Origin of the sequence: Actinoplanes sp. NBRC 103695, assembly GCF_030269485.1 — a bacterium.
Lineage (GTDB): Bacteria > Actinomycetota > Actinomycetes > Mycobacteriales > Micromonosporaceae > Actinoplanes.
In genome coordinates this window covers 63,669-88,337 of sequence record NZ_BSTL01000006.1, presented here as the reverse complement: position 1 = coordinate 88,337, position 24,669 = coordinate 63,669, and the positions used below count along the sequence as shown (strand labels likewise).

At 72.6% G+C, this 24,669-nt stretch carries 22 protein-coding genes; 10 read left to right on the top strand and 12 right to left on the bottom strand.

What is annotated here, in order from left to right; translation table 11 throughout:
• The first annotated feature begins 49 nt into the window (after nt 1-49).
• From QSK31_RS11455 to yaaA, 3 genes are read left to right on the top strand one after another with little or no spacing between them, the layout of a single operon-like run.
• A complete protein-coding gene (locus tag QSK31_RS11455; protein WP_285683443.1) occupies nt 50-1,747 on the top strand; it encodes a copper resistance CopC/CopD family protein in 1,698 nt (565 codons plus the stop codon).
• Nucleotides 1,748-1,781: 34 nt separating this feature from the next.
• On the top strand, nt 1,782-2,126 hold the full coding sequence (locus tag QSK31_RS11450) for an STAS domain-containing protein (protein ID WP_285683442.1): 345 nt from the start codon (nt 1,782-1,784) through the stop codon (nt 2,124-2,126).
• Between the two features lie 9 nt (nt 2,127-2,135).
• The gene (gene yaaA, locus QSK31_RS11445; RefSeq protein WP_285683440.1) at nt 2,136-2,942 is read left to right on the top strand and encodes a peroxide stress protein YaaA; all 807 of its coding nucleotides are present in this window, start codon (nt 2,136-2,138) and stop codon (nt 2,940-2,942) included.
• 3 nt (nt 2,943-2,945) lie between these two features.
• Here yaaA and QSK31_RS11440 read toward each other — a convergent pair whose 3' ends face one another.
• Entirely contained in the window at nt 2,946-3,554 is a 609-nt protein-coding gene (locus QSK31_RS11440; RefSeq protein WP_285683439.1) for an FKBP-type peptidyl-prolyl cis-trans isomerase, read from the bottom strand.
• Nucleotides 3,555-3,747: 193 nt separating this feature from the next.
• On the opposite strand from QSK31_RS11440, the gene QSK31_RS11435 reads away from it, so the two are divergent.
• From QSK31_RS11435 to QSK31_RS11420, 4 genes are all read left to right on the top strand, one after another.
• Complete coding sequence (locus QSK31_RS11435; protein WP_285683438.1) at nt 3,748-4,638, top strand: hypothetical protein; 891 nt, start codon at nt 3,748-3,750, stop codon at nt 4,636-4,638.
• Complete coding sequence (locus QSK31_RS11430) at nt 4,635-7,661, top strand: MMPL family transporter (RefSeq protein ID WP_285683437.1); 3,027 nt, start codon at nt 4,635-4,637, stop codon at nt 7,659-7,661. The genes QSK31_RS11435 and QSK31_RS11430 overlap by 4 nt, the downstream gene beginning before the upstream one ends.
• Before the next feature lie 52 nt (nt 7,662-7,713).
• Nucleotides 7,714-8,853, top strand: coding sequence for a peptidoglycan recognition protein family protein (locus tag QSK31_RS11425; RefSeq protein WP_285683435.1), 1,140 nt, complete (start codon nt 7,714-7,716; stop codon nt 8,851-8,853).
• A gap of 419 nt (nt 8,854-9,272) precedes the next feature.
• A complete protein-coding gene (locus QSK31_RS11420) occupies nt 9,273-9,467 on the top strand; it encodes a hypothetical protein (RefSeq protein ID WP_285683434.1) in 195 nt (64 codons plus the stop codon).
• A gap of 177 nt (nt 9,468-9,644) precedes the next feature.
• Here QSK31_RS11420 and QSK31_RS11415 read toward each other — a convergent pair whose 3' ends face one another.
• From QSK31_RS11415 to QSK31_RS11385, 7 genes are all read right to left on the bottom strand, one after another.
• Nucleotides 9,645-10,379 (bottom strand): SWIM zinc finger family protein, encoded by a 735-nt coding sequence (locus QSK31_RS11415; RefSeq protein WP_285683433.1) that lies wholly within the window; start codon nt 10,377-10,379, stop codon nt 9,645-9,647.
• Nucleotides 10,372-13,695, bottom strand: coding sequence for a DEAD/DEAH box helicase (locus QSK31_RS11410; protein ID WP_285683432.1), 3,324 nt, complete (start codon nt 13,693-13,695; stop codon nt 10,372-10,374). The genes QSK31_RS11415 and QSK31_RS11410 overlap by 8 nt, the downstream gene beginning before the upstream one ends.
• Complete coding sequence (locus QSK31_RS11405) at nt 13,692-14,138, bottom strand: DUF5990 family protein (protein ID WP_285683431.1); 447 nt, start codon at nt 14,136-14,138, stop codon at nt 13,692-13,694. Before QSK31_RS11405 ends, QSK31_RS11410 begins: the two co-directional genes overlap by 4 nt.
• A gap of 132 nt (nt 14,139-14,270) precedes the next feature.
• Nucleotides 14,271-14,546 (bottom strand): hypothetical protein, encoded by a 276-nt coding sequence (locus tag QSK31_RS11400; protein ID WP_285683429.1) that lies wholly within the window; start codon nt 14,544-14,546, stop codon nt 14,271-14,273.
• A gap of 91 nt (nt 14,547-14,637) precedes the next feature.
• The gene (locus QSK31_RS11395) at nt 14,638-15,873 is read right to left on the bottom strand and encodes an ATP-grasp domain-containing protein (protein ID WP_285683427.1); all 1,236 of its coding nucleotides are present in this window, start codon (nt 15,871-15,873) and stop codon (nt 14,638-14,640) included.
• 18 nt (nt 15,874-15,891) lie between these two features.
• A complete protein-coding gene (locus tag QSK31_RS11390) occupies nt 15,892-16,935 on the bottom strand; it encodes an alpha/beta hydrolase (protein ID WP_285683425.1) in 1,044 nt (347 codons plus the stop codon).
• A 22-nt stretch (nt 16,936-16,957) separates the two neighbouring features.
• Nucleotides 16,958-17,308, bottom strand: coding sequence for an STAS domain-containing protein (locus QSK31_RS11385; protein ID WP_285683424.1), 351 nt, complete (start codon nt 17,306-17,308; stop codon nt 16,958-16,960).
• Between the two features lie 252 nt (nt 17,309-17,560).
• On the opposite strand from QSK31_RS11385, the gene QSK31_RS11380 reads away from it, so the two are divergent.
• Nucleotides 17,561-19,027 (top strand): amino acid permease, encoded by a 1,467-nt coding sequence (locus tag QSK31_RS11380; protein ID WP_285683422.1) that lies wholly within the window; start codon nt 17,561-17,563, stop codon nt 19,025-19,027.
• Nucleotides 19,024-19,893 carry a universal stress protein gene (locus QSK31_RS11375; RefSeq protein ID WP_285683421.1) on the top strand — a complete coding sequence of 290 codons (870 nt, stop codon included), beginning with the start codon at nt 19,024-19,026 and terminating at the stop codon, nt 19,891-19,893. The genes QSK31_RS11380 and QSK31_RS11375 overlap by 4 nt, the downstream gene beginning before the upstream one ends.
• Nucleotides 19,894-19,982: 89 nt before the next feature.
• Here the strand turns inward: QSK31_RS11375 and QSK31_RS11370 are convergent, their stop codons facing one another.
• Nucleotides 19,983-20,876 (bottom strand): hypothetical protein, encoded by an 894-nt coding sequence (locus tag QSK31_RS11370; protein ID WP_285683419.1) that lies wholly within the window; start codon nt 20,874-20,876, stop codon nt 19,983-19,985.
• Between the two features lie 7 nt (nt 20,877-20,883).
• On the opposite strand from QSK31_RS11370, the gene QSK31_RS11365 reads away from it, so the two are divergent.
• The gene (locus tag QSK31_RS11365) at nt 20,884-21,462 is read left to right on the top strand and encodes a hypothetical protein (RefSeq protein WP_285683417.1); all 579 of its coding nucleotides are present in this window, start codon (nt 20,884-20,886) and stop codon (nt 21,460-21,462) included.
• On the opposite strand, the gene QSK31_RS11360 is transcribed toward QSK31_RS11365, so the two are convergent.
• The 3 genes from QSK31_RS11360 to QSK31_RS11350 all read right to left on the bottom strand — a co-directional run bounded on the left by QSK31_RS11360 (nt 21,455) and on the right by QSK31_RS11350 (nt 24,602).
• Nucleotides 21,455-22,456, bottom strand: coding sequence for a serine/threonine-protein kinase (locus tag QSK31_RS11360; protein ID WP_285683900.1), 1,002 nt, complete (start codon nt 22,454-22,456; stop codon nt 21,455-21,457). The two genes, QSK31_RS11365 and QSK31_RS11360, sit on opposite strands and share 8 nt — an antisense overlap.
• 226 nt (nt 22,457-22,682) lie before the next feature.
• Nucleotides 22,683-23,594: a glycoside hydrolase family protein gene (locus QSK31_RS11355; protein ID WP_285683416.1), complete on the bottom strand. Its 912-nt coding sequence runs from the start codon at nt 23,592-23,594 to the stop codon at nt 22,683-22,685.
• Nucleotides 23,595-23,648: 54 nt separating this feature from the next.
• Nucleotides 23,649-24,602: a sulfotransferase family protein gene (locus QSK31_RS11350; protein WP_285683415.1), complete on the bottom strand. Its 954-nt coding sequence runs from the start codon at nt 24,600-24,602 to the stop codon at nt 23,649-23,651.
• Nucleotides 24,603-24,669 lie beyond the last annotated feature (67 nt).

Here is a 24,669-nt window from a genome sequence, read left to right as displayed (position 1 = left end):
ATCGCCGGAGGGGTTGAACCATTCCCCGGTCCCATCCGAACTACTCCGTGTGACAGCGACCCGCATGCTCGGCGGGGCGGTGCGAGTGCTCCTGCTCGTCCTCGGCCTTTTGCTGCTGCCCGCCGCCCCGGCCAGCGCGCACTCCAGCCTGGTCTCCTCCAGCCCGGAGGGCGGCGCGGTGCTGGAGAACGCGCCGTCGGAGATCCTGCTGACCTTCAACGAACAGGTCACCGCGCTGCCGTCGCGCACCCAGGTGCTGGCGCCGGACGGCAAGCGGATCAGCGAGTCGGTCACCGCCGAGGGCAAGGTCCTGAAGATCACGCTGCGCAAGGCGGACCGGCCGCTCGGCACCTACCTGGTCAGCTATCGGATCATCTCCGGCGACAGCCACCCGGTCGGCAACGCGCTGATCTTCTCGGTCGGCGCGCCGTCGGCCCGGCCCGCCGAGACCGATCCGGGCAAGGTCGACGGTTCGGTCACAGCCGCGGTCCCGGCCTTCAAATTCCTCGGGTACGCCGGCCTCACGCTGGCCGTCGGCCCGGCGATCTTCCTGACCTTCCTGTGGCCGCGCCGGCGCTCCCGGCAGGGCGCGACCCGCCTGGTGTACGCCGGCCTCGGCCTGACCGCCCTGTCGACGCTGGGCGCGCTGTGGACCCAGGCGCCCTACGTCAGCGGCGCGCCGGTGTGGGACGTGTCGTTCACCGAGCTCGGCGGCGTCGTGGCGAGCCCGTTCGGCGTCACCCTGCTGGCCCGGCTGGCCCTGCTCGGGATCGTCGCCGGACTGATCGGGCCGGTGCTGCGCGGCGGCGCCACCCGGTTCCGCGGGCTCGCCCTGGTCCTGCTCGCGCTGGCCGGGCTGACCACCTGGCCGCTGACCGGTCACGCCGTGGTCTCCCCGCTGGCCGGGGCGATCGTCGCCGCCGACGTGGTGCACCTCGCCTCGATGGCGGTCTGGCTCGGCGGCCTCGTCACGCTGGCCGTCTTCCTGCTGCGGCGACGGCACCAGCGGGTGCTCGGCGTGATCCTGCCCGCCTGGTCGCGGTGGGCGACCCTGGCCGTGGTGTGGCTGGCCGGCGCCGGGCTGGTGCAGGCGGTGGTCCAGGTGGGCGCGCCGGCCGCGCTCTGGCAGACCGGGTACGGACGGCTGCTGCTCGCCAAGGCCGCCATCCTGGGCGGGGTGCTGCTCGTGGCCGCGTACGCCCGCCGCCTCGTCCAGAGGGCGCACGTGCCCGCCGCCGGGCCGGGCCGGCTGATCCGTACCGTCGGGGTCGAACTCGGCGCGACCACCGCGATCCTGGCCCTGAGCGCCGTGCTGGTGCAGACCACCCCCGGCAGCGCGAAGGACCGTGAAGCGCGGGAACCCACCGGGGTGGGTTTCTCGCAGACCCTCACCTCGAACCTCTACACGCTGCAGTTCAACATCTACCCCGTCGAACTGGGCGAGTGGAACACCGTGCACGGCTCCACCTACACGCCCGAGGGCAAGCCGCTGCCGGCCATCGAGTGGACGGTCACCACCCGCTACACCGGCGCGAGCGTGGAGCAGGTCAAAGAGCCGATGCTGCCCCTGCCGGGCCGCAACGACGCACTCGGATCGCTGACGTTCCCGCTGCCCGGCACGTACGAGCTGACCTTCACGATCCGCACCACCGAGATCGATCAGGCGACCGTCCGCACGACCGTGAACGTTCCGGCCACCCGGACGCGTCCAGGAGGTGCAATCCGGCCCTCGGCGGGGAACAACTGAGCTTCACTGTCGTCCATGCCGAGGAGTGTCCGCCGTGCATGTGTCAGTTGTCGGCAATACGGACGACTCCGTCGTCGTCACCGTTCGTGGCCATCTGGACCTGGACAGCGCTCCGGTGCTGGCCACCACGCTCGACCGGGTGCTCGACCGGCCGGCGCCGCGGATCGTGGTGGACCTGTCCGGTGTGGAGTTCTGCGACTCGATCGGGCTGAGCGCGTTCGTGGTGGGACACCGCCGGGCCGACGGCGCGGGCGGCTGGCTGCGGCTCGCGGCGCCCGGCGCATGGATGACGCAGCTGCTGGACACGGTCGGGCTGGCCGGGCGGATGGGCGTCTATCGGTCCGTGGGCGACGCGCTGGCCGGCCGCGACGGGAACTAATCTTGCGGCGTGCTGATCCTGCTGCCGCCCTCCGAGGGCAAGTCCGCGCCGGCCGCCGGTGAGCCGGTCGACCACGACGCGATCTGGTTGCCCGAGCTGGCCCGGCACCGGCGCCGGGTGCTCGCCAAGCTGGTCGCCCTGTGCGGGCGGAGCAGCACCCGCGGCGTGAACGCGTCCCTGGACACGCTGGGGCTGAGCGCCGGGCAGCAGGCCGAGATCGCCCGCAACGCCGGTCTGCACGAGGCGCCCGCGGCACCGGCCGCCGACGTCTACAGCGGGGTGCTCTACGAGGCGCTGGACGCGGGTTCCCTGGCGGCGGACGCGCGGGCCTGGCTGGACGAGCGGGCGGTGGTGTTCTCCGGGCTGTGGGGCGTGGTGCGGCTGCCCGACCGGATCCCGGCTTACCGGTGCTCGGCCGGTGTCACACTGCCCGGGGTCGGCGGGCTCACGCCGTACTGGAAGAAGGTCCTGAACCGGCCCCTGTCGCTTGCCGCGGCCGAGGGGACGGTGCTGGATCTGCGATCGGGCGCCTACGCCGCGATGTGGGCGCCGTCCGAGGCGGTCGCCGAACGGACCGCCGCCGTGCGCGTGCTGCATGAGCGGGTGGTGGACGGGGTGGCGCGCCGCTCGGTGGTCAGCCACTTCAACAAGGCCACCAAGGGACGGCTGGTGCGCTCGCTCGCGCTGGTAGCGGCGGAACCCCGCACGGTCGGTGAGCTGACCGACGCGCTGCGCGACCTCAAGTACACCGTCGAGGAACGGCCCGCACCCGCGGGCCGTCCCCGACAGCTCGACCTCATCGTGGCCGAGCTCTGATCGTCAGACCGCCTGCAGGATGTCGATGATGAAGCGCAGGTCGCCCGCCGGCTGACCGCCGGTCGGGTTGTCGCCGTAACCGAGGTCGGCCGGGATGTCCAGCTGGATGCGGCTGCCCACCGGCACGCCGACCAGGCCCTGGTCCCAGCCCGGGATCAGGTTGCCGGTGCCGACCGGGAAGGTCGCCGGCTGGCCGTTCGCCCACGACGAGTCGAACACCTTGCCGTCGGAGTACGTCACACCGACGTAGTTGACCGTGAGCTGCTGACCCGCCTTCACGCGCGGACCACGCCCCGGCACGATCGGCGTCACCACCAGCTTGGTCACGTCACCCTTGCCGGCCTTCACCTCGGGCGCCTTGGTCAGACGGGGGTCGACCGCCGGAGCGGACTGGCCGGCGGGCTGCGACGGGACCTCGGCGGGCTGCTCGGAAGGCTGCTCGGCCGGGGCGGACACCGCCGGAGCGGGCGCCGCGGCGGGGGTCTCGGCCTTGTCGCCGCCGGCCCGCACGACGAAGAAAACCGCCACCAGGATGATCACCACGGCGACGCCGGCGAGCGCTCCCGCGATGGCCCGGCCGCGCCCGGCCGTGGTCTGGACTCGATCACTCATGGGAGTACACGCGCTCCTTGTCAGGGATCAATCGGGGAAAACTCCGCACACGCTACTCGGCCACCCGGCGATGATCTCCGACGAACCACCGATGCACCTCATCGGCCATGCGGCCGATAACCTTCACCGGGGTGGATCGGCATCCACCTTGATGAGATCGTGGACTCCCCCCACAGCTGTAACAGGAGGCTCGGTGCCGGACGACCCCAGCGTGCCGCGGCGGCCCCACCCCGCGGCCCCGATGCCGCCCGCGCTCCTGAAGGACAGCCGCCGCCGGCCGTTCACCGAGTTCCTGATGCCCGCCGCCGTCATCCTGGCCGGGGTGCTCGTGGTGGTCGCCGTCGGCCTGGTGATCAGCAGCGCGATCAAGGGCAAGGAGCCGACCGCGCTGCCCGCCCCGCCCCCGCCCGCGCTCGGCGACATCGCGCCGCCGTCCGACCAGGCGGTCATCCCGCTGCCCAGCGACCCGCCGTCGTCCAGCGCGCCACCCACCACCCGGCCGACCTCGCCGCCTCCCGCCCGCAAGACCCGCCCGCCGCGGGACGTCACCGTCGACCGGGCCGCCGTGCCCGGGCGTGTCGACCTCACCGGCGAGGGCGACCGCGACTGGGTGCACTGGGGCGAGCAGGGCACGTTCTCGCTGGAGCGGGCCAAGGACGGCGACTTCCAGATCCTCGAGGGCGCGCCGACCGCGCCCCGGTTCCGGCACACCGACAGCCCGCAGCGGTTCAGCTGGAAGGACGGCTCGCCCGTCGCCAGTTCGGGCGGCAGCGACGTCGGCATCAACACCTGCGACAAGGGCAACGGCTTCGCGCTGTCCGTTCCGGCCGCCAAGCAGACCCGCACGCTGCGGCTCTACGTCGGCGTCAAGAACGGGCGCGGCCGCCTCGACGCGAAACTGTCCACCGGCGGCGGCGCCGGGACCGGCACGCTCGAGCAGCGCGGCAACGACCTGGCCACGGCGGTCTTCGTGATCACGTACCAGACGCCCGAGGGCGGCAAGCTCAACCTCACCTGGACCACCACCGAGACCTTCGGCAACGGGTGTGGCGGGGTGGCGTTACAGGCCGCGACCCTCCGGTGAGCCTCTTCACCGCCTGGGGCGCCGCCATGGCCCGGTTCCGGGTCGCGGTGCTGGCCGGCACGCTGCTCGCGGTGATCGGGGCCGGCGTCTGGGGTTTCGGGGTCTTCGGCAAGCTGGTCGAGGGTGGCTACGGCGACCCCGGCAGCGAGTCGGCGCGGGCCGCCGAGGTGGCCGAGCAGGCACTCGGCGGCCAGGGCGGCGACGTGCTGATCATCTACACGCCCGCCCGCGGCACGGTCGACGACGCGGTGCTGGCCCAGCGCGTCGAGAACAGCCTCGGCCACCTCCCCGCGTCGGCGGTCACCGCCAAGGTCACCTACTGGCAGCAGAAGGCGCCGCAGCTGCTCTCCCAGGACAGGAAGAGCGCGCTCGCCACGCTCACCCTGGCCGGTGACGGCGACGCCGCCAAGATGGACTCCTACCGGGAGATCAAGGACGACCTCGCCGTCGAGGGCGCCCAGGTGCGGGTCGCCGGCGGTGTGGTTCTCGGCGACGCGACCTCCGAGCTCACCACCAGTGACCTGGCCATGGCCGAGGCGATCTCGCTGCCGATCGTCCTGATCCTGCTGCTGTTCCTGTTCGGCTCGCTGGTCGCCGCGTCCCTGCCCGTCCTGGTCGGTGGCTGCGCGGTCCTCGGATCGCTGGGCATCCTGCACGCGGTCACCCTCGGCCACGACGTCAACTCGTTCGCCGTCAACGTCGCCAGCCTCCTCGGCCTCGGCATGGCCATCGACTACGGCCTGTTCATGGTCGGGCGCTTCCGCGAGGAGCAGGCGCAGGGCCGCTCCCCCGCCGAGGCGGTGTCCCGGACAGTCGCCACGGCCGGACGCACCGTGCTCTTCTCCGCCACGTTGCTGATGATCGCGCTCGGTGGACTGTTGCTCTTCCCGCAGGGCTTTCTTCAATCTCTCGCGTACGGAGGACTCGCCGCGGTCGGCCTCGCGGCGCTGCTCTCCCTCACGTTGCTGCCGGCCCTGCTCGCGGTGCTCGGCCCTAGGGTGGACAAGCTTCCGGTGCGGTTGCCGCGGCGCGGCGACGGGCGGGCGGCCGGCGCCGGCTGGGCCCGGCTCGCCGGGGTGGTGCTGCGCCGGCCCGTCCTGGTCGCGCTGCCGATCCTGGCCGGACTGCTGGTCCTGGCCAGCCCCGTGCGCGGCGTGCACTTCGGCGAGGCGGACGAGCGGGTCCTGCCCGCCTCCTCGCCCGGACGGCAGGCGCTGGAGACGCTGCGGGCCGGCTTCCCCGCCCTGAGCAGCGCCGGCATCCAGATCGTCGTACGCGGAAACCCCGGATCCTTTGCCCAGACCGTCGCCAAGGTGCCGGGCGTCGCCGCGGTCACCCCGTCCGGCGCGGCGAACGGCGTGACCGTCCTGACCGCGACACCCCGCGACACCGACCCGTTCAGCGACGGCGCCCGCGACGCGGTGCGCGACATCCGCGACCTGACCCCACCGGCCGGGGCCACGGCGCTGGTCGGCGGCACCACGGCCCGCAACGTCGACAGCCTCGACGCCACCGTCGACCGCCTGCCACTCATGGTCGGCCTGCTCGCCGGGGCCACCCTGATCCTGATGTTCCTGGCGTTCGGCTCCCTGCTGCTGCCGGTCAAGGCCGTCGTGATGAGCGCGCTCAGCCTGGCCGCCACCTTCGGCGTGCTGGTCTGGATCTTCCAGGACGGCAACGGCGCGGATCTCCTGAACGTGACACCGGCCCCACCCGAGGTCGGCATCGTCGTCCTGATGGCCGCAGTGGTCTTCGGCCTGTCCACCGACTACGAGGTCTTCCTGCTGTCCCGCATGGTCGAGGCCCGCACCCGCGGCGCCACCACCGCCGAGGCGGTCACCACCGGCCTGGCCCGCACCGGCCGCGTGATCAGCGCCGCCGCCGTGCTGCTCATCGTGGTCACCGGCGCGTTCGCCCTGTCGTCGGTGACCACCATGCGCTTCGTCGGCGTCGGCATGATCCTCGCCCTGATCCTGGACGCCACCGTGGTCCGCATGCTCCTCGTCCCGGCCGTCCTGGGTCTCCTCGGCGACGCCGCGTGGTGGGCGCCCGGCCCGCTCCGCCGCCTGCAGGCCCGGGCCGGCCTGGCCGAGTACTCCGGCGAAGAGCTCTTCCCCACCGAATCCGTCGGCCGGCACGCCGCGCCGGGCTCCGCGGGCCCGCGCGCCGGGGCGTCCCGCCCGAGGCACGCCTCCTGGAACGAGGACGACGGCCCGCGCCCCGCCTGGACCGCCGAACGCGTCCGGCCGCTGCCCGCGGGCCTCTCCCCCGCCGGCCTCCCGGACGACGACGCACCGGTCGAGGTCGGTCCGCCGGCTCCGGTCACCATTCCGGGCGCGCCGCCGCTGTTCCCCACGCCCGACCCGGCACCTCTGCGGGCCACCTCGGACCCTGCCGACACCGCGGCCTCCGACTCCGCCGCCGGCCCTGCGGCCTCCCACCCCGCCGCCTCCCACCCCGCCGCCTCCGGCCTTCCCGGCTCACACCCGGACGCCGCCGAAACAGCCGCTACCGGCACGGCCGCCCCCGCGCGGGCCGCACCTGCTGCCGACAACCCCGACGCTCCCACCTCGTCCGACTCTCCCACCTCCCCCGCGGCGTCGAACCGACCCGAGGCGGACGTGGATCTCAGCCTGGCCGAGACGGTGCGGATCACCCCCGGCGAGCGACCGGCGATCAGCCCGGACGAGGTGGAGACCGTCGACATCGCCTCGCTCATCGGCGGGCCCCCGCGGGCGACGGAAGACCTCGACGACCGGCCTGCCTGGCTCGCCAACGAGTCGCACTCCGGCAGCGGCGGTAACGGAGGCAACGACCAGCCACGGACCGGGAACGGCTTCGGTGCGACCGGCCCCGCGCCCGCCGAGTCCGGCGCCGGCGCCGAGTCCGGAGCGGCGGCCACCCCGGTCGACGGCAAAATGTCCGAAGAGGACGGTGCCGCACCGACGGAGGTGCTCGACCTGGACCCGGAGTCGGCCGCCCGCGTGGCCGCCGAGCAGGAACGATCCAGCGGCGGCCGGTGACTGTCGTCTTTCCGGCAGATCGGCGGTAGGTCGATTCGCTAAGTTCGGCCGCATGGTTTCTCGTCGATCTCTGCTCCGCGGCGCCACCGGCCTCGCCGCCGCGGCCCCGCTGTCCCTCGCCGCCGGTGAGGCGCTCGCCGCCGACCACACCGGTGAGGCGCTCGGCGCCGGCGAAACGCTCGCGGCCGAGGGTGCCACCGTTCCCGAGACGCTGGCCGTGGCACGCGGACAGGTCGGCGGCGGCACCACGCTCACCCCCGAGGTCAAGCTCAGCCACCTCAGTGTGCGGGCCGGCACCGACCTGCGCGTCAAGACCGCCTCCGGCTGGCGTGACGTGTCCGCCTCCGGCTGCACGGCGGGTTCCGACGTCGCCACGGCACCCGGCAACGTGCTGGTTCCGGCGGCCGGCGTCACCGCGTACCGCATCAGCAGCGCACCCACCGCCGTGACCGAGCTGAACACCGCGGACGGCCGTGCCCGGCCCCGCACCGCGCGCCCCCGCACGCTGACCCTGCCCCGCGCCGAGCGGGCGCCGTGGCGGCCGACCTACCTGAGCCGTGCCGCCTGGGGGGCGGACGAGTCCTACCGCCTCAACCCCGACGGCACGCTGATCAGCCCGCCGGCGTTCTTCGGCGTGCAGACGCTCACCGTGCACCACAGCGGCGAACCGGCCCCGGTCGATGACCCGGTCCAGCACGTGCGCGGCATCTACTACACGCACGCGGTCAGCAACGGCTGGGGCGACATCGGTTACCAGCTGCTGATCGACAGGTACGGCCGGGTCTTCGAGGGCGTCTACTCGGATCCCGGCCCGATCCCGGTCTTCGGCCCCGGCCCCGGCGCCCCGCAGATGGTGAACGGCGCCCACGTCGGTGGCTTCAACGCCGGCAACATCGGCGTCTGCGTCCTGGGCAACACCATGATCACGCCTCCGACGGCGGCCGCGGTGCGTTCCCTGGTCGTCGTGCTCGCCCTGCTCGCCAAGGCAACCGACCTGGACCCCGAGGGTACGACCGGCTACGTCAACCCGATCTCCGGCTCGACGGCCACCCTGCGCACCATCAGCGCCCACCGCGACTGGCACGACGCCAATCCCGCGGCCGGCGCGACCGAGTGCTGCGGCAATCATCTCTATGCGCAGCTCCCCGCCATCCGCACCCGCGTGGCCGCCCTGGTCGACCTCCTCGGCTGAGCGGCTGCCCGACGGGGGTGCGCGACCACGCGGGGCGACCACGCGGGGCGACCACGCGGGGCGACCACGCGGGGCGGGCGCACGGGGCGGGCGCACGGGGCGGGCGCACGGGGCGGGCACGCGGGGCCGGGCGCACGGGGCCGGGCGCAGGGCGGGCCGTGAGTGACCTGCGTCCGGAAGGGGGCAGCGGAACCGTCCGGGGCGGTGACAGCCTTCCGGCGCGCCCCCGGATAGGGAGGGCCTACCGCATGGAGGTAACGGCTTCTCAAGCCTTTGACAGGACCGGCAGATCCGGACCTCTCTCCATGCACGTGGCCATTCCCTGGGGTCTCCCTGCTCGTGCCATTCCCTGAGATGAAGATTCCCTGCCGTTCTCCTGTCGCCTCCGCGTTCCCGGACGACGACATGGATGAGGTTTCATGACCGACAAGACACAACCCGCGCGGGTCAAAGGGATGGGCGACTGGCTCATCGAATTGCACGACTGGTTCCGCACGGAACTCGCCGAACTCCGCCGCCAGGCGGCAGACCGCCGAGCTCACCGCCCACCTCCGCCACGAGGAGGAGAACTGTTCGCCGCCCTCAACCACACTCCGGCCCCGCCGGGCATGTGATCCGCCTCCGGTTCGGTGCCGGCTTCAGGCTGGCACCGAACCATGGCGCCCGGCACATCGCCCAGAGCATCCTAGGATGATGATTGTCACCGCGACCGGCCGGCCGTCGCGGTGCGCGTTCATCACGTGCCGGAGGACCCGACCGCCAATGCCCTGCCCTGCCAGGTCCAGGTGCGGTCAGTCCTCCACCGGAAGGGCCAGGTAGGCGGGACGCAGCTTCTCCACGAGATCGTCGCCCAGCGGCGGCGGGTCGAGCTGGTCGAGGAGGGCGTCGGGCCGGGTGCGGGCCGGCGGGGGCGCGGCCGGCGGCGTACCCGAGCCCCAGAAGTCGGCGACGTCACCGAGACCCGCGTCGGCGGGCGAGGGCGGCTCCGGGATCGCGTCGATCTGTTGCGTCACCGCCACGGCGCCTCGCAGGCGGCGGAGGCGGTCGAGCAGCTCCTCGCGGGTGCGGCCGCGCCACGTGAAGACGCCGAACGGGTCGGAGTCGAAGGAGCGGGCCAGCTCGTAGAGGGTGGCGGCCAGATGGGTGCAGGGCATCGGCCAGCGTTCGCAGGTGCAGTCCATCGCCACGTCGTCGAGGGACAGCGGCAGCAGGCTCAGGCCCGCCTCGGCGAAGACCCGTTCGACGCCGGGGGGCATGCGGCCGGCGAGCAGGTCGGCGACATAGCGGGCCTCGGCGGCGAGCGCGTCCTCGGCCCGGGACCACTCGGCCGCGCCGAACGCCCGGACCGCGATGCGGGACCGGAACGCCGCCGCGTCCTCCGGGCCGCGCACCCGGGCGACGACCAGGCTGCTGGAGATGGTGAGGCTGCGGACGTGGCCGTTGCGCGCGTCGCGGCGGCCCCGGGAGAAGGTCGACCCGAGCCGCAGCGACTCGAAGGTGCCCAGGAAGGGCTGAAGGTCAGTCACCGACGGCCTCCGGGGAGAGGGCGAGCAGGTCGCGCAGCTCGGTGGTGGACAGGGAGGTCAGCCAGCTCTCGCCGTTGCCGACCACGCGTTCGGCCAGCGTCCCCTTCTCGGCGAGCAGCCCGTCGATCCGCTCCTCCAGCGTCCCCAGGCAGGTCAGCGTGTGCACCCGTACGTCGCGGTGCTGCCCGATCCGGAAGACGCGGTCGGTGGCCTGCGCCTCGGTGGCCGGGTTCCACCAGCGGTCGATGTGCACGACGTGGTTGGCGGCGGTCAGGTTGAGGCCGGTGCCGCCCGCCTTCAGCGACAGCACGAAGATGCCCGGCCGGGTGTCCTGCTGGAACGAGGCGACCAGGCGGTCACGTTCCGCCCGGGGGGTGCCGCCGTGCAGGTAGCGCACCGGCACCCCGAAGCGGGCGGCCAGGTGCGGCACCAGCATCGACCCGAAGCGGGTGAACTGGGTGAAGCACAGCGCCCGCTCCCCCGCCGCCAGCACCGCGTCCAGGATTTCCTCGAGGCGTTCCAGCTTGCCGGAGCGGCCGGGCAGCGGCGAGCCGTCGCCGAGCAGCTGCGCCGGGTGGTTGCAGACCTGTTTGAGCTTGGTCATGGTGGCCAGCACGTAGCCCTTGCGCCGGTCGGACGCCTCGCCCATCCGTTCCAGCATGTCGTCGAGCACGGCCTGGTAGAGCGTCGCCTGCTCGGCGGTCAGCCCGCACAGGTGCCGCACGTGCCGCTTGTCCGGCAGGTCGTCGATGACCGCCGTGTCCGATTTCTCCCGGCGCAGCAGGAACGGCCGGGTGGCCTGCCGCAGCCGGTGCGCGGCGTCCTCGTTCTCGTACCGCTCGATCGGCACCGCGAAGCGTGCGCGGAACGTCGGCGCGCCGGCCAGCACGCCGGGGTTGAGGAAGTCCAGGATGGACCACAGCTCGGCGAGACGGTTCTCGACGGGCGTGCCGGTCAGCGCGATCCGGGAGCGCGCCGGGATCCGCCGCACCGCCTTCGCGACGGCGCTGGCGCTGTTCTTGATGTGCTGCGCCTCGTCGAGGACGATCCGGTCGAAACCCACGGCGGCGAGAGCCTGGTGGTCCCGCGCCGCGGTCGAGTACGTGGTCAGCAGCACGTCACAGTCCCCTGCCTCGGGCGCATCCGGCCGGTCGGCGCCGTGCCGCACCCGGACCCGCAGCGACGGCGCGAACCGGGCGGCCTCCCGCTGCCAGTTGCCCAGCACCGACAGCGGGCAGATCAGCAGCGTCGGCCCCTGCCGCGCGTGCAGCAGCAGGGCCAGCAGCTGCACCGTTTTGCCCAGCCCCATGTCGTCCGCGAGGCACGCGCCCAGCCCCAGCCCGTCCATGAAGGCGAGCCAGGAGAAACCCCTCCTCTGGTACGGACGGAGCACGCCGATCAGATCCGGTGGCTGATCGAGCAGTTCCAGCCGTTCGTCGAGGTCCCCGGCGAGCAGCCCCGCGGCCCACCCCTCGCCGGACACGGCGGTCACCGGCAGCGGCAGTTCCTCGGGCGGCAGCAGCCGGATCATCCGCATGGCGTCCCCGGCGGTCATCGACCCGCCGCCCCACTTCAGGAAGGCCAGCCCGGCGGTGAGCCGTTCCGGGTCCAGGTGTACCCACTGCCCGCGCAGCCGGACCAGCGGCACCTTGACCTTGGCCAGGTCGGACAGCTCGTCGGAGGTGAGGACGCGCCCGCCGAGCGCCAGCCCCCAGTTGTAGTCGACCAGCGACGCCATCGTGTTCGTCCGGTCCCGGAGCACCGGCGCGATCGGTTCCGGCGTCCGCACCTCGAGCGCCAGCCCCAGGCTCGGCCGGTCCCGCCACCAGGCCGGCACCATCACGCCGTAGCCGGCCTGCTCCAGCACCGCGGCGTGGCTCAGGAACCGGTGCGCCCCCTCGGTGTCCACCACCAGGTCGACCGGCCGCGGCGTCCGCAGCGCCTCGTCGAGCTCCCGGAACAGCCGTGCCGCCCGGCCGAGCCCCGCGAGCAGCCGCTCCTGCGGATGGTGGGTCCACCGCCGCAGCGGCGCGATCTCGTCCCGCCAGATGTCCCCGGCGGTGACCAGCAGGCTCGGCTCGTCGAGCGGCTGCAGCAGGAACTCGACCAGCCACGCGTCCTCCCGCGGCTCGGCCTCGACGGGCGCCCCGGTCGCGTCCGGCAGGTCGGGTTCCCTCTCGTGCAGGTGGCTGAGCCGGAACACCACCCGCACCGCGGCCCCGCTGCTCGCATCCGCATGCCACGCGTCCAGCATCTCGGTGACCGCGTGCACCAGCTCGGGCGCCGCCTCGAACTCCCCCGGCGCCCGCTCGCCCGAGCCGCTACCGTCGCCGCCAGCGCTACCGTCGCCGCCAGCGCTACCGTCGCCGCCAGCGGCGACGCCGGCGTGGGCATGGTTTTGGACGTCGATTCGCCCGGCAGCATCGCCAGCCGCGTGGAACTCGCCCACAACGTCGTCGTACCGCCCGGCCCCGCCACCACCCGGGCCAAGCTCGCGCGCCGCACCGCCGGAACGGCCGGAAGAGGCCGCCGCACCGCCGGAACGGCCGGAAGAGGCCGCCGCACCGCCGGAACGGCCGGAAGAGGCCGCCGCACCGCCGGAACGGCCGGAAGAGGCCGCCGTGCCGTCGTCGGTCAGGGCGGTCAGCCAAGGGTCGCCGGTCAGGGTGATGCGGGCCTCGGCGAGCCGGGTGCGGACGAGCCCGTCGACCAGCCGGTCGAGGGCGGCGTGCAGCAGGTCGGCGGCCGGGCGCCCCTCGACGCTGCCGGGCCTGATCCGCTCGGCGCGGCAGGCGGCGGGCATGCGGCGCAGGAGGTCGGCGTGCCGGGTCACGTCGGGCCCGGTGAGGACCGGCCGCCAGTGGGCGCGGGGCAGCGCGCCGTCCGGCCAGACCGCCGGAAGCACCCGCCCGCGCGCCACCAGGTCGGCCGCGAACGCACAGACCTCGATCAGATAGTCCAGCGACGGCGCCACCCGGTCATCGTCCTCGGCGGCCTCGGCGGTCACGAACGGCACCGTCACCGCCGGCACCCGCCAGGCGTGCCATCGTGGCCGCCCCCGCCGCCGGGCCAGTCCGAGCTGCGGCGAGGCGAGGGGCCCGCTGGAAGTGGACGGCAGCGACAGGGTCAACGGCCCGCGCGCGTCGCCGGCGGGCAACACCCCCGTCGCGAACGGATGCCAAGCGGCCTCGCCCCGCCGTGCCGCACCGCCGGCGATGACCTCGGCGCCGTCCGCGGTGAGCGCCCTCGCGCTGTCGGCCTCGGCCCAGACGGCGAAGCGCCCGTCCCCCGCGATGACGCCGTGCAGCACTCTCACTCGGCGGTCCAGGTGATCGTCGGCGGCCGGACGCGCGCGCAGATCGGCCCGCCGTCACCGCCGGTGAGCCCGAGCCGGCCGACCAGGGTGGCGGCGCCGGCATGCGCCGCGAGCAGGGCGTCGCCCGGGATGTCGGTGAAGAGCAGCTTGGCCCGCCGGAACATGTCGAACCGGTCGCCGGTGACCGCGCCCCAGGTCAGGTAGAGGAAGCGGGCGCCGGGCCGGCCGTGCACCCAGGGCCCGCCGACATCCAGCGCCCCCTCGGCGACCGTGCGGCTGGTGACCTCGAGATCCCACGTCGCGGACGGTGCCGACGCGGGCACGAGGGACTCGGGCCGGTCCTTGCGCTGCACGCCGACGTGCACGTTGGCCAGCCGCAACTCGTCGGCCGTCGAGCCCGCCCGACGGCCCGGCAGGTCGCTGCCCTCGATCCTGATCCGCACCCGACCACCATAGGTCGCCGGTACGACAACCTTCAGCTCAGCAGCCCGCGCCGGTACGCCTCCGCCGAGGCCCGGCGCGCGGTCACCCGGTCGGGTGATCGCCTCGGCCTCGGCATACCGCGCCGCATGAGGTCATTCTCGCGGGACGAGCTGGCTGGTGTCGGACAGCCCGTCGACGATGGCCCGGGCCACCGGGGACGGATCGGAGCCGTCCAGGGCGAAACCGTCCGCGACGTGGACGGCGGGCTGGGCCATCATCCGCGGCTGGGTGCCGCGGTGTGGCCAGGTGGCGGTGTGCACGATGAACGGGTGGCACAGGTAGACGTCGCCCGCGGCGCCGGTGGCCTCGGCCGTGGTGCGGCAGAAGGTGGAGGGGCGCAGCAGGCCGGTCACGTCGCCGCCGGGCATCCCGGCGACTCCCCGGGTGGCCAGGGCGGCGGCAGCGTAGTGGTGGGAGCCGAGGATCAGCCTGGTCGGGGCCTCGCCCGGCCGCGAGCGATTAAGCGTTGTCGCGGACCCAGGCGTCCATCAACCCCCCGAAGTGTCCGCGGAACCGGTCCCGTTCCGCCTCGGGGAAGGTGCTGCGCACGGTGTCGTCGAGCAGGGTTCGGAAGTCGGGCGAGCTGACCCAGTCGTAGACCATCTCGTCCACGTGCGACAGGTGCCGGGCGCAGAAGTCCTGGTACTTCTCCACCTCGAAGTAGTCGTCGGCGAGCCTGCGATAACCCGAGAGCTTCTCCGCGTACGAGAGGCCGGGGTCGTCGCCGATCGCGAAGTAGTCGGCGGTGTTCATGTCGAGCCGGGGCTTGCGTCCGGTGACCACGCAGAACACCGTCCAGCGCAGCAGAGCCGACATCGCCCACGGGAAGTAGTAGTGCAGGGACGTGACGGCCACGTCGGGGCAGGCGTTCGCGTAGTCGATCGGGTAGACCTCGCTGCCCTTGACCAGCGACTCGCAGCTGTTGAACTCCCACCGGAAGAACGCGTTGATCAGCCGGGAGATGGTGATCACCTCGTCGCCGGTCTCCGGCGTGAGGAAGTCGTGCTCGACCGCGTACCGGTCGTACATGGGCAGTTCGGGACGGAACTTCATGACCATGGTCTCGGGGCCGATGGTCAGCGACCTGGCGAACACGTCGTAGCCCTCGACGGCGGCCTGCAGGTGCATGAGGCGCTCGCCGGAGGCGTCGTACGCGTCGTGCAGCTCGGTCGCGTTGCGGATCTTGGAGACGCCCACCCAGGCGCCGCCGTCGTACGGCTTCATGAACAGCGGATAGCCCACCTGCGCGGCGGTCTCGTCCAGGTCGAACGCCTCGTTGTACCGCGCCGACGTGTACGCCCAGCGCGAGTTGTCGAGCGGGTTCTTGTACGGCACCAGCACCGTCTCGGGCACCTTGAGGCCGAGCCGGATCATCGCGCAGTACGCGGTGTGCTTCTCCATCGACTGGAACGTGAACGGGCTGTTCAGCAGGTAGACGTCGTTCATCATGGAGATCTTCTTGAGCCACTCGCGCGGGTGGTAGTACCAGTACGCGAGCCGGTCGATGACCAGGCTGTGCTTCGGATCGTCCCGCAGGTTGAACGGCTCGATGGTGACGCGTTCGGACCGCACCTCGTGCGTACGCCCGTTGTCGTCCTTGATCGCACCGACCCGCCGCAGCAGGGCCTCGTAGGCCCGTGGCCAGTCGTCCTCGGTGCCCAGCAGCAGTCCGATGGTGTGCTCGACGTCGGCCACGGTCGCCTCCCGGAGTAGCTAAAAGACCTTTTGCAGCAGCGTGGTCAGGTGCGGGTCGAGGGCGTCACGCCAGCCGACCCAGGTGTGCGCGTCCGGCACCTCGGCGAACGACACGTCGTATCCGTGGCCGGCGAGCACGGCCGCCATGTCGGCGTTGTTCGCCAGGTTCTCCTCAACAGCACCACAGGTGAGCGTGATCGGCACGGCGGGACCGTCGGCGCGGCGGCGGACCCGGCCGGTGAACCGGACGATCCGCAGGTAACGGCGGAACCCGGACTCCTGCCGGTCGAAGCGCGGCTGGAAGAGGCTGGCGGACTGGAGGAACAGCGCGGCGAAACCGGCCGGGTGGCGGCGCTGGGCGTGCAGCATGGCCAGGCCGCCGAGGCTGGCGCCGACGCCGACGACCCCCCGGTCGGCGCCGAGCTCCGCGGCCAGTTTGGGCAGCACGTCGAGAGCGAGGGCGCGGGCGTACGCGGGACTGGCCGAGTACCACTCGAAGCGCTCGCCGGGCGGGAGCAGCACCAGGTGGAACGGCGGCACCCGGCCGGCGCCGATCATCGCGGCGGCGTACCGGCCGAGTTCGGCGAAGCGGTGGTAGTCGGGGCCGTCGTGAGCCACGACGACGCGGCCGGTGGGCTCGTCGGGCGACCAGACCCGGGCGACCATCTCGCCGCGCACCGCGTGCAGCGGCAGGTAGAGATCGCGCCAGGCGCCGGGGGCCTGCGGGAGGTGCAGCCAGCCGGGTTCGCGGTAGTCGTCGCAGCGCAGCTCGGAGGAGTCGCCGTAGCCGCCGCCCACGCGCAGCGGGTTGTCCGGGTCGCAGACCCATTCGGTACGCCCGTCCGGGTGGATCAGTTCCAGCTTGTACTCGAGGCGGCGGACGGCCGGGCGGGGCAGGCGCAGCTCCCAGGCGTGCGCGTCGGCGTCGTAGGAGAAGGAGAGCTCGGTGCCCCGGGGGAACGCGCCGCTTCCCAGCCGTACCCCGGAAAGCCGTTGATCTTGATCGTGCAGCCGGAAGCAGACCTCGGCGTCGCGACACCACGCCCCGGCCCCCGGCTCCATGAGCCGACCATAACCAAATTCGTCAGGACGTGTAGGGCGTGGGCGACTCGTGCGACGCCGGGAGGCCGAACATCTCGGCCAGGCCGGTCACGCGCAGCTGGCGGTGCACGAACTCGCTGGGGTTGCGCAGCACGAACCGGGTGCTGGTCTCGCGGGCGGCGTTGTAGCCGGTGACGAGCGCGCCGATGCCCATCGAGTCCATGAACGTGACGAACGTGAGGTCGACGATCATCATGACCGGGCGCTCCGCGTGCAGCGTGGACAGCAGCGCCTCGCGCAGGGCGTCCACGGTGGCCGCGTCCAGAGTGCCGCGCACGTCGACCACGATCGCGCCGTCGGCCTGGCGCCGGGTCGTCATGACGGCCTCGCCCATGCTGCGCCTCCCCTTGTCGCGTGCTTGTCTGCCCACCGTACAACGGGCTCCGGGTCGCTCGCAGGTTGGCGCACACTTCCGTGACCGAGGCGCACAACGCGTGCGCTGTCGGTCACCCATCGTCCAGCCGATTCCACAAGTGCTGCCATCAAGATTCCCGCGTTCTGCGATCAACTAGCCCGCCGTCTTGCGGCCGACCACTCCCAACGGAACTGTGACCAGCGGTAACCATCCCGGGCGGAGGTGGGTCATATGGCCACATCATCAGGGCAGAAACGAGGGATCTTCGCGATCCGTGACGTGCGTACGCTGATCACCGAAACCACCCAGGAGGGACAAGGCCTCAAGAAGGCGGTCGGCGCCAGCCAGCTCACCGCGATGGGCGTCGGCGCGATCATCGGCACCGGCATCTTCGTGGTCATCGGCGAGGGCGCCGGGGTGGCCGGGCCGGCGGTCATCCTCTCCTTCGTGCTGGCCGCCGTGGCCTGCGCGTTCTCCGCGTTGTCGTACGCCGAGCTGGCCTCGTCCATCCCGGTCGCCGGCAGCGCCTACACCTACACCTACGCCACCCTCGGCGAGATCGTCGCCTGGATCATCGGGTGGGACCTGATCCTCGAGTACGGCGTCTCGGTCGCCGCGATCGCGGTCGGCTGGGGCGGCAACCTGAACGCGTTCCTGGACTCCGCCTTCGGCGTGGCGCTGCCGGACGCGATCTCGAAATCACCGGAGGACGGCGGCGTCTTCAACCTGCCGGCCGTCTTCATCGTCCTGGCCATCACCTTCCTGCTGGTCCGCGGCGTCACCGAGAGCGCGCGGGTCAACTTCGTCATGGTCGTCATCAAGCTGACCGTGCTGCTGTTCTTCATCGTCGTGGCGTTCGTCAACTTCGGCACGGGCAACTTCCAGAACTTCGCGCCCAGCGGCGTCGACGGGGTGACCTCGGCGGCGGCCATCATCTTCTTCGCCTACATCGGCTTCGACGCGGTCTCCACCGGCTCCGAGGAGGCACGCAACCCCTCGAAGGACCTGCCGCTCGCGATCATCGGCTCGCTGGTCATCTGCACGATCTTCTACGTGCTGACCGCGGTGGGCGCGCTCGGCATCGCCAGCCCGGACCAGATGAAGGAGAGCGACGCGCCCCTGGCCGCGGCCCTCGACCAGGGCGCCGGGATCAGCTGGGCGGCCGGCATCCTCGCGCTCGGCGCGGTCGTCGCGATCACCAGCGTGGTCCTGGTCATCATGTACGGCCAGACCCGCATCTTCTTCGCCATGTGCCGCGACGGCCTGCTCCCGGAGAAGCTGGCCACCGTCAACCAGCGGTACGGCACCCCGGCCCGGCTCACCATCGGCCTCGGCGTCCTCATCGCGATCCTGGCCGCCCTGGTGCCGCTCAGCGAGATCGTCAAGCTGGTCAACATCGGCACGCTGTTCGCCTTCGTGCTGGTCAACATCGGCGTGATCATCCTGCGCCGGACCCGCCCGGAGATGCCGCGGCCGTACCGGGTGCCGTGGTCCCCGGTCCTGCCGATCCTCGGCGTGCTGTTCGCGGTCTACCTGATGACCGACCTGCCGATCGACACCTGGATCCGGTTCGTGGTGTGGCTGCTCCTCGGCATCGTCATCTACTTCGCCTACGGCTACCGCCACTCGAAGGTCCGCAAGGACGCGCTGGCCGGCCGGAACGTCCCGCCGCCGCCGGACGGGGGTGAGCCGCGATGACCGGTCCGGTCGTCACCGGCGTCGACGGCCAGGCGTGCGGCACGGACGCCCTGCGCCTCGGCCGCTGGCTCGCCGACAGCCTCGGTGCGCCGCTGATCGTGGCGGTCGTGCACCCGGGGCCGGCCGCGCTGGGCTCCGGCCGGGTGGACGCCGAGTGGGTCGCCGACCGGCACCGGGCCGCCGAGGCCGTGCTGCACGGCGCCCGCGACGCCCTCGAGGACGTGCCCGGCGAGGTGGAGTACCGCTCGGTGGCCTCGTCGTCCGCCGCGCACGGGCTGCACGACCTGGCCGAGGAACTGCACGCCTCGGTGATCGTGGTCGGCTCCTCGCGCACCGGTCCGAAGAACCGGCTGTTCGCGGGCAGCACCGCCGAGCGCCTGCTCGCCGGCAGCCAGTGGCCGATCGCGGTCGCGCCGCAGGAGATGACGGACGCGCCCGGCCGGTTCGGGCGGGTCGGTGTCGCGTACGTGGACACGCCGGACGGGCGAGCCGCGCTCGAGGAGGGCGCCGGGATCGCCCGCCGGACGGGCGCCTCGCTGCGGCTCTACACGGTCGTCGCGGACGCGGACGCGACGTTGCCGTTCCTGGTGGGCGCGGACGCGGAGCACGCTTTTCTGGAGACCGCCCGGGAGACGTACGAGGAGTCGCTGCGCCGTGCGGCCGCTACGGTGTCCGGGGTCGAGGTGGACTGGCGGCTGCTCGGCGGCAACGTCATCGAGGCGCTGACCGAGCTGGACGAGGTGGACCTGCTCTGCTGCGGCTCGCGGGGGTACGGCCCGGCGCGGCGGGTCCTGCTCGGCGGCGTCTCCACCAAGCTGGTGCGCGGCGCGCGCAGCCCGCTGGTGGTCGTCCCGCGCAGCGGCTGACGAAGGCCGGTGTCCGGCGCCGCCACTCCCCGGGCGGCGCCGGACCTGCTCATGACGCGCCGGACCTGCTCATGAGGGGCCGGGCCTGCTCATGACGGGATGTCCCAGGCGCTCGATTTCAGGCTGACGGTGCCGTCCTGCGCGATCGCGGTGACCGAGAGGACGACCATCTTCCACGAGGTGGCCGAACTGCGAGCGGTGTCCAGCGACGTCTTCACGCAGTAGACCTGCCCCCGGCGGATCGGTATCGCGGTGTTGTCGGCGAGCGGGCTCTTCCGGATCTTCTCCGCGCATTCCACCGGCTGCACCCGGTCCGACGTGACCTCGCTGCCCTCGACGCCGGATCGCAGGCTGATCTGCGGCGGCGAACTGGAATTGCACCCGATGGCGAACGTGATCTCGCTGACCACGTCGTTGACCTGCACCCGCGGCTCGTCGAGATCGATCAGCACGTCGGAATTGCATTTGGACGCCACGGTCAGCGCCTCGTCGGCGTACTTCTGTTTGTATTGCGTCTGCGGGGTCAGCGACGGCACATTTCCACCCTCGCCCTCCGGGGACGCCGTGCTCCCCTCCGGCGACGGCGTGGCGCTCTCGCCCACCGACGGCACGGGTTCGGGGGGCGCCGGATCGGGTTGCCGCTGGGCGGCGAGCGCGTCGATCTTGGCAATCGCCTCGTCCGCGCGGTCGGCCGCGCGCAAGGACGAGAATGCGCCGATCGCCGCCACGATCAATGCCACCGCGGCCACCACGAAAGCTACGAAAACCAGGCCTTTTCGAGGCCGCGGGCTATTTGGATCTTGCTTGTTCACGTGGAATCCTCTTTTTTGGTACCGGCACCATAGGACATCGGCTGCCGTCAAGGGAACCGGCTTTTCTTGATCATGAATGACGGTCCAGAATGTACCGCTGGAATTGATCTCACACCCGGACGGAATATCGGTGAAAATACCCTGGGACGTTTCCGTCCGCTCCGCTGTCATCGGCGCCGTGGCGGCCGTGCTCAGCCTGATCGTGGCCGTCGCCGCCTGGCAGTGGCCGCGCTCGCCCGCCACCCCGCCCACCCCGCCGGCCACCGGCGGGTCCGCGACGGGCACGGCCGGCGGCCCCGGTCGAACGCCGGCCACCGCGACCGCGCCGGCCACCCGCGACTCGCGCTACCTGGCCGACCTGGCTCCCGAGTCCGGCGCCGACCTGATCGCGCCGCTTCCCCGGCCGATCAGCGAGGACCCCACGTGGGCGGCCCACCCGCTCGTGGTGAGGTGCCCGTCCAACCAGACCGGCGACGAACGACACGACGTCGTCTACCAGCTGCGCGGCCGATATGTGGAGGCGGCGGCCGAGGTCCGCACCTACCACCCGCCGAAGGGCGACGCGGAGGCCGCGGTCGTGGTCACGATGGTCACCTCGACACGTGAGCGGGACGGGACGCTCACCACCGCCGACGTGACGGCGTCCGGGCAGGGGCCGCTCGCGGCGGCGATCGACGGCGCGGAGAAACTGACCGTGCGGGTGCGGTGCGAGGACCCCGGAGACCTGGTCGTCCTGACGGAGGCGCGGATCAGCTGACCGCGCGATGCCGTCCGGCGGGCAGTTCCCCGGACTCCGGACCGGAGTCCGGACCCGACTCCGAAGAGCCGACGGGCAGGGCCACCGCCGTCGCGGCCTCCGCCGCGCGCTGGTCGAAGGTCGGTGTCCGGCGCGGCGCCGGCGCCTCCATGCTCACGATCGGGACGTACACCCGGGCGTCCACCGCCTCGGCGAGCAGCAGCGCCGCCACCAGCGACGTCGGCCGTTCGCGCGGGTCCTTGTCCAGGCAGCGGGAGACCAGGTCGAGCACCTCCGGGGCCAGGTCCGGGATGTGCGGCAGCGGCTCGGGATGGTTGAAGCGCTGGGCGTGCACCAGCTCGGTGTTCGTCACCGCGCTCCACGGCAGCCGCCCGGACAGGCAGTGGTAGAGCAGCGTGCCCAGGGAGAACATGTCGGTCGCCGGAGTCGCGGGCAGGCCGTCGAAGCGTTCCGGCGCGACGTACGCGGGGGTGCCCATCACCGGGCCCTCCGGGTCCGGATCGGGCGTGCCGACCGCCGCGGCGATGCCGAAGTCGAGCACCTTGGCGCCGGCCGGTGTGAGCATGATGTTGGCGGGTTTGATGTCGCGATGCACGACGTGCTCGGCGTGTGCGGCGGCCAGCGCGGCCGCGACCTCGGCGGCGACGCGGACGGCGATCCGCCAGTCCAGCGGCCCGCTCGCCAGGTGGTCGCTGAGCGTCTGACCGTCGACGAGTTCCATCACGATGTACGGGACTTCCTCGCCCCCGGCCGGCGAGGTGCCGAAGTCGTGCACGCTCGCCACGTTCGGATGCGACAACCGGGCCGCCGAGCGGGCCTCGGTGCGGACCACGTCGACGCCCGAGACCTCGCCCAGGGTGCCCGCGGCGGCCGCTGACATGATCTTCACCGCCACCGGCCGGTCGAGCACCCGGTCGTGGCCGTGCCAGACCTCGGACATGCCACCCACGCCGATCCGCCGCACGAGGCGGTACCGCTCGCCGACCTCGCGCATCCGCTCGCTCTCGTCACCCTGCATCGATCAATGGGCTACCCGAGGCCCGCCGGCGGCAAACGAGAGATCACCCATGCGGGGAAAGAGCGCGGCGGAGCCGTCCTTGTGGGACGTGCTCCGCCGCGGGAGATGCCTGATTCGTACGCCGGCACCAAGCGTTCGATCTTGACGGTAGGCGAACCGGGAGCCGTCCGGACGGGTGCCCCCGGCCAGCGTGACGCCGCTCTCAGGCCCGTTCGCTGCGAAGGTCGTGCGCGCCGTCCGCCCGGGTGGCCTCGTAGTACATCCGGCCGCTGCCGTCCGGCATCGTCACCAGGCTCAGGTAGCGCAGGCCGCCGGGGGCGTGCGGGCTGCCCAGCGGCGGGCGGTCGGCGGCGGTGAGCGGGCCGAAGCTGCCGTCCGGAAGGCGCACGCCCCGCGCGGCACCGGTGCGCTCCTCCCAGTTCTCCCCCGCGGTGGCCCGCCCGTCGTACGCGGCCTGCACCTCGTCGCCGTCCACCACGACCGACGACACCCGCACGCCGCGCGCGTCCCACTCGCCGGACCGGCCGGCGAGCGCGGTCCGCCGCCAGGTCCACAGCACGCCGTCGGGGCTGGTGAAGTACTCGGTGGTCATCCGGTCGGCGTCGTCCCACGACTCGAGCGGGTGCACCGACGCCCACAGGTGCCAGCCGTGCTCGTCGTGGTGCAGCACCGGGTCCTTCACGCCGCGCGCCTCGTCACCGGCCAGCACGGTCCGCGGGGTGGCCGTGGCCAGACCCTCCGGGGTGTCCGCCTCGAGCAGGTCGACCCGCCAGTGCTTGGTGCCGGGGGTGGCCGCGCTGACGTAGAGCCGCCACCGGCCCTCCGGCGTCCGCACGATGGCCGGGCGTTCCAGCGACTCGGCGCCGAAGGTGTCCTTGTTGATCTCGGCCAGCACGGTGAACGTCACCCCGTCGGCGGACCGGGCGACCACGTTGGCGATGCCCCGCCCGGCGCCGATCGGCAGCCGCAGCCGGTACGCCAGGTAGACGTGGCCGTCGGCGACGATGGAGCTCGGGGCGCCCGACCAGGCGCCCGGCTCGCTGCCGGGGGGCTCGACCACCACCACCGAGTCGTCCCAGGCCGGCAGCGGCAGCGTTGAAGTCCCGGTGGTCACGGCGGTCTCCCTTGATCTCGCGACGGTGATCGTTGCGAAGGGTACCCGCATTCTCTACACAACCGGTGGGGATTCTTCCCTGGTGGCGTGTCGCTCCACCTCGAGCCAGTCGTCGTAGCGCTCGCCGGTGATCTTCTCCAGCAGTGCGATGTCGTCGGCGAAGTATGGCAGCAGCGCCTCGCGCATCGCCGGGGTGGTGCCGGGCCGCCGGCCGTTCTTGCGGTGCAGGAGGGTGAGCAGCGGCCCGCGGGCGGCGAGGCGCACCGGCACCGGGAAGCGGTGGCCGATCGTGCCGCCGGCCCGCAGCATCCCGCGGAGCACCTGGTTGACGGCGTTGTCCTCGACCACGTGCCGGTTGACGTTCTCCTTCGGGATCTCCGGCAGCAGGCCGGTCCGCACGCCGAGGAACGCGCACACCCGGTCCAGCGTGGCGACCGGCTCGTCCTTCAGTTCGCGGTAGCGCAGCAGCAGCACCCGCTCGCGGTCGATCCGCTCGAACAGGTGCTGCACCTGCCTGCCGTAGAGACCGAGCCGCTTGTAGTGCCAGAAGTCGGCCCAGCCGGCGGCGATCCGGCCCTCCTCCTCGGCGCAGGCCGCCAGGAAGTCGGCCTCGGACTCCAGACCCGCGATCCAGAGGTGGGTCCAGTTCGAGTGGGCGCGATCGACGGGATCTCTCAGGAGCAGGATCAGGCGTACGCCGGGGAGCAGGTTCGCTATCCGGTCGTGCGCGTCGAGGTCGCCCAGGTAGAAGGGAGTCGCCTCACCCTTGAGCGCGCCGGGTGGCGCGGCGGCGAAGAGGCCCTCGTAGTCGGCTCGGCGCCAGACGTGCTCCTGATAGGTCTGCACGTCGCCCGGTCCCCCGGCAGCCGGCGGCCGGCCGTCGCTGAGGAAGAACTTCGGCTCCTTGACCCGGGACAGGAACAGGTCGGGGTGCGGTGCGAGGGCCGCGTGCAGAGCCGTGGTCCCGGCCTTGGGAACACCGGCGATCAGGAAGTCCGGGAGCGCCACGAGTCCTCCTCACGGGCGGCCGACGGCCACCGAGCGGGAGTTAGCCTACCGGCTTTATAGGCTTTAG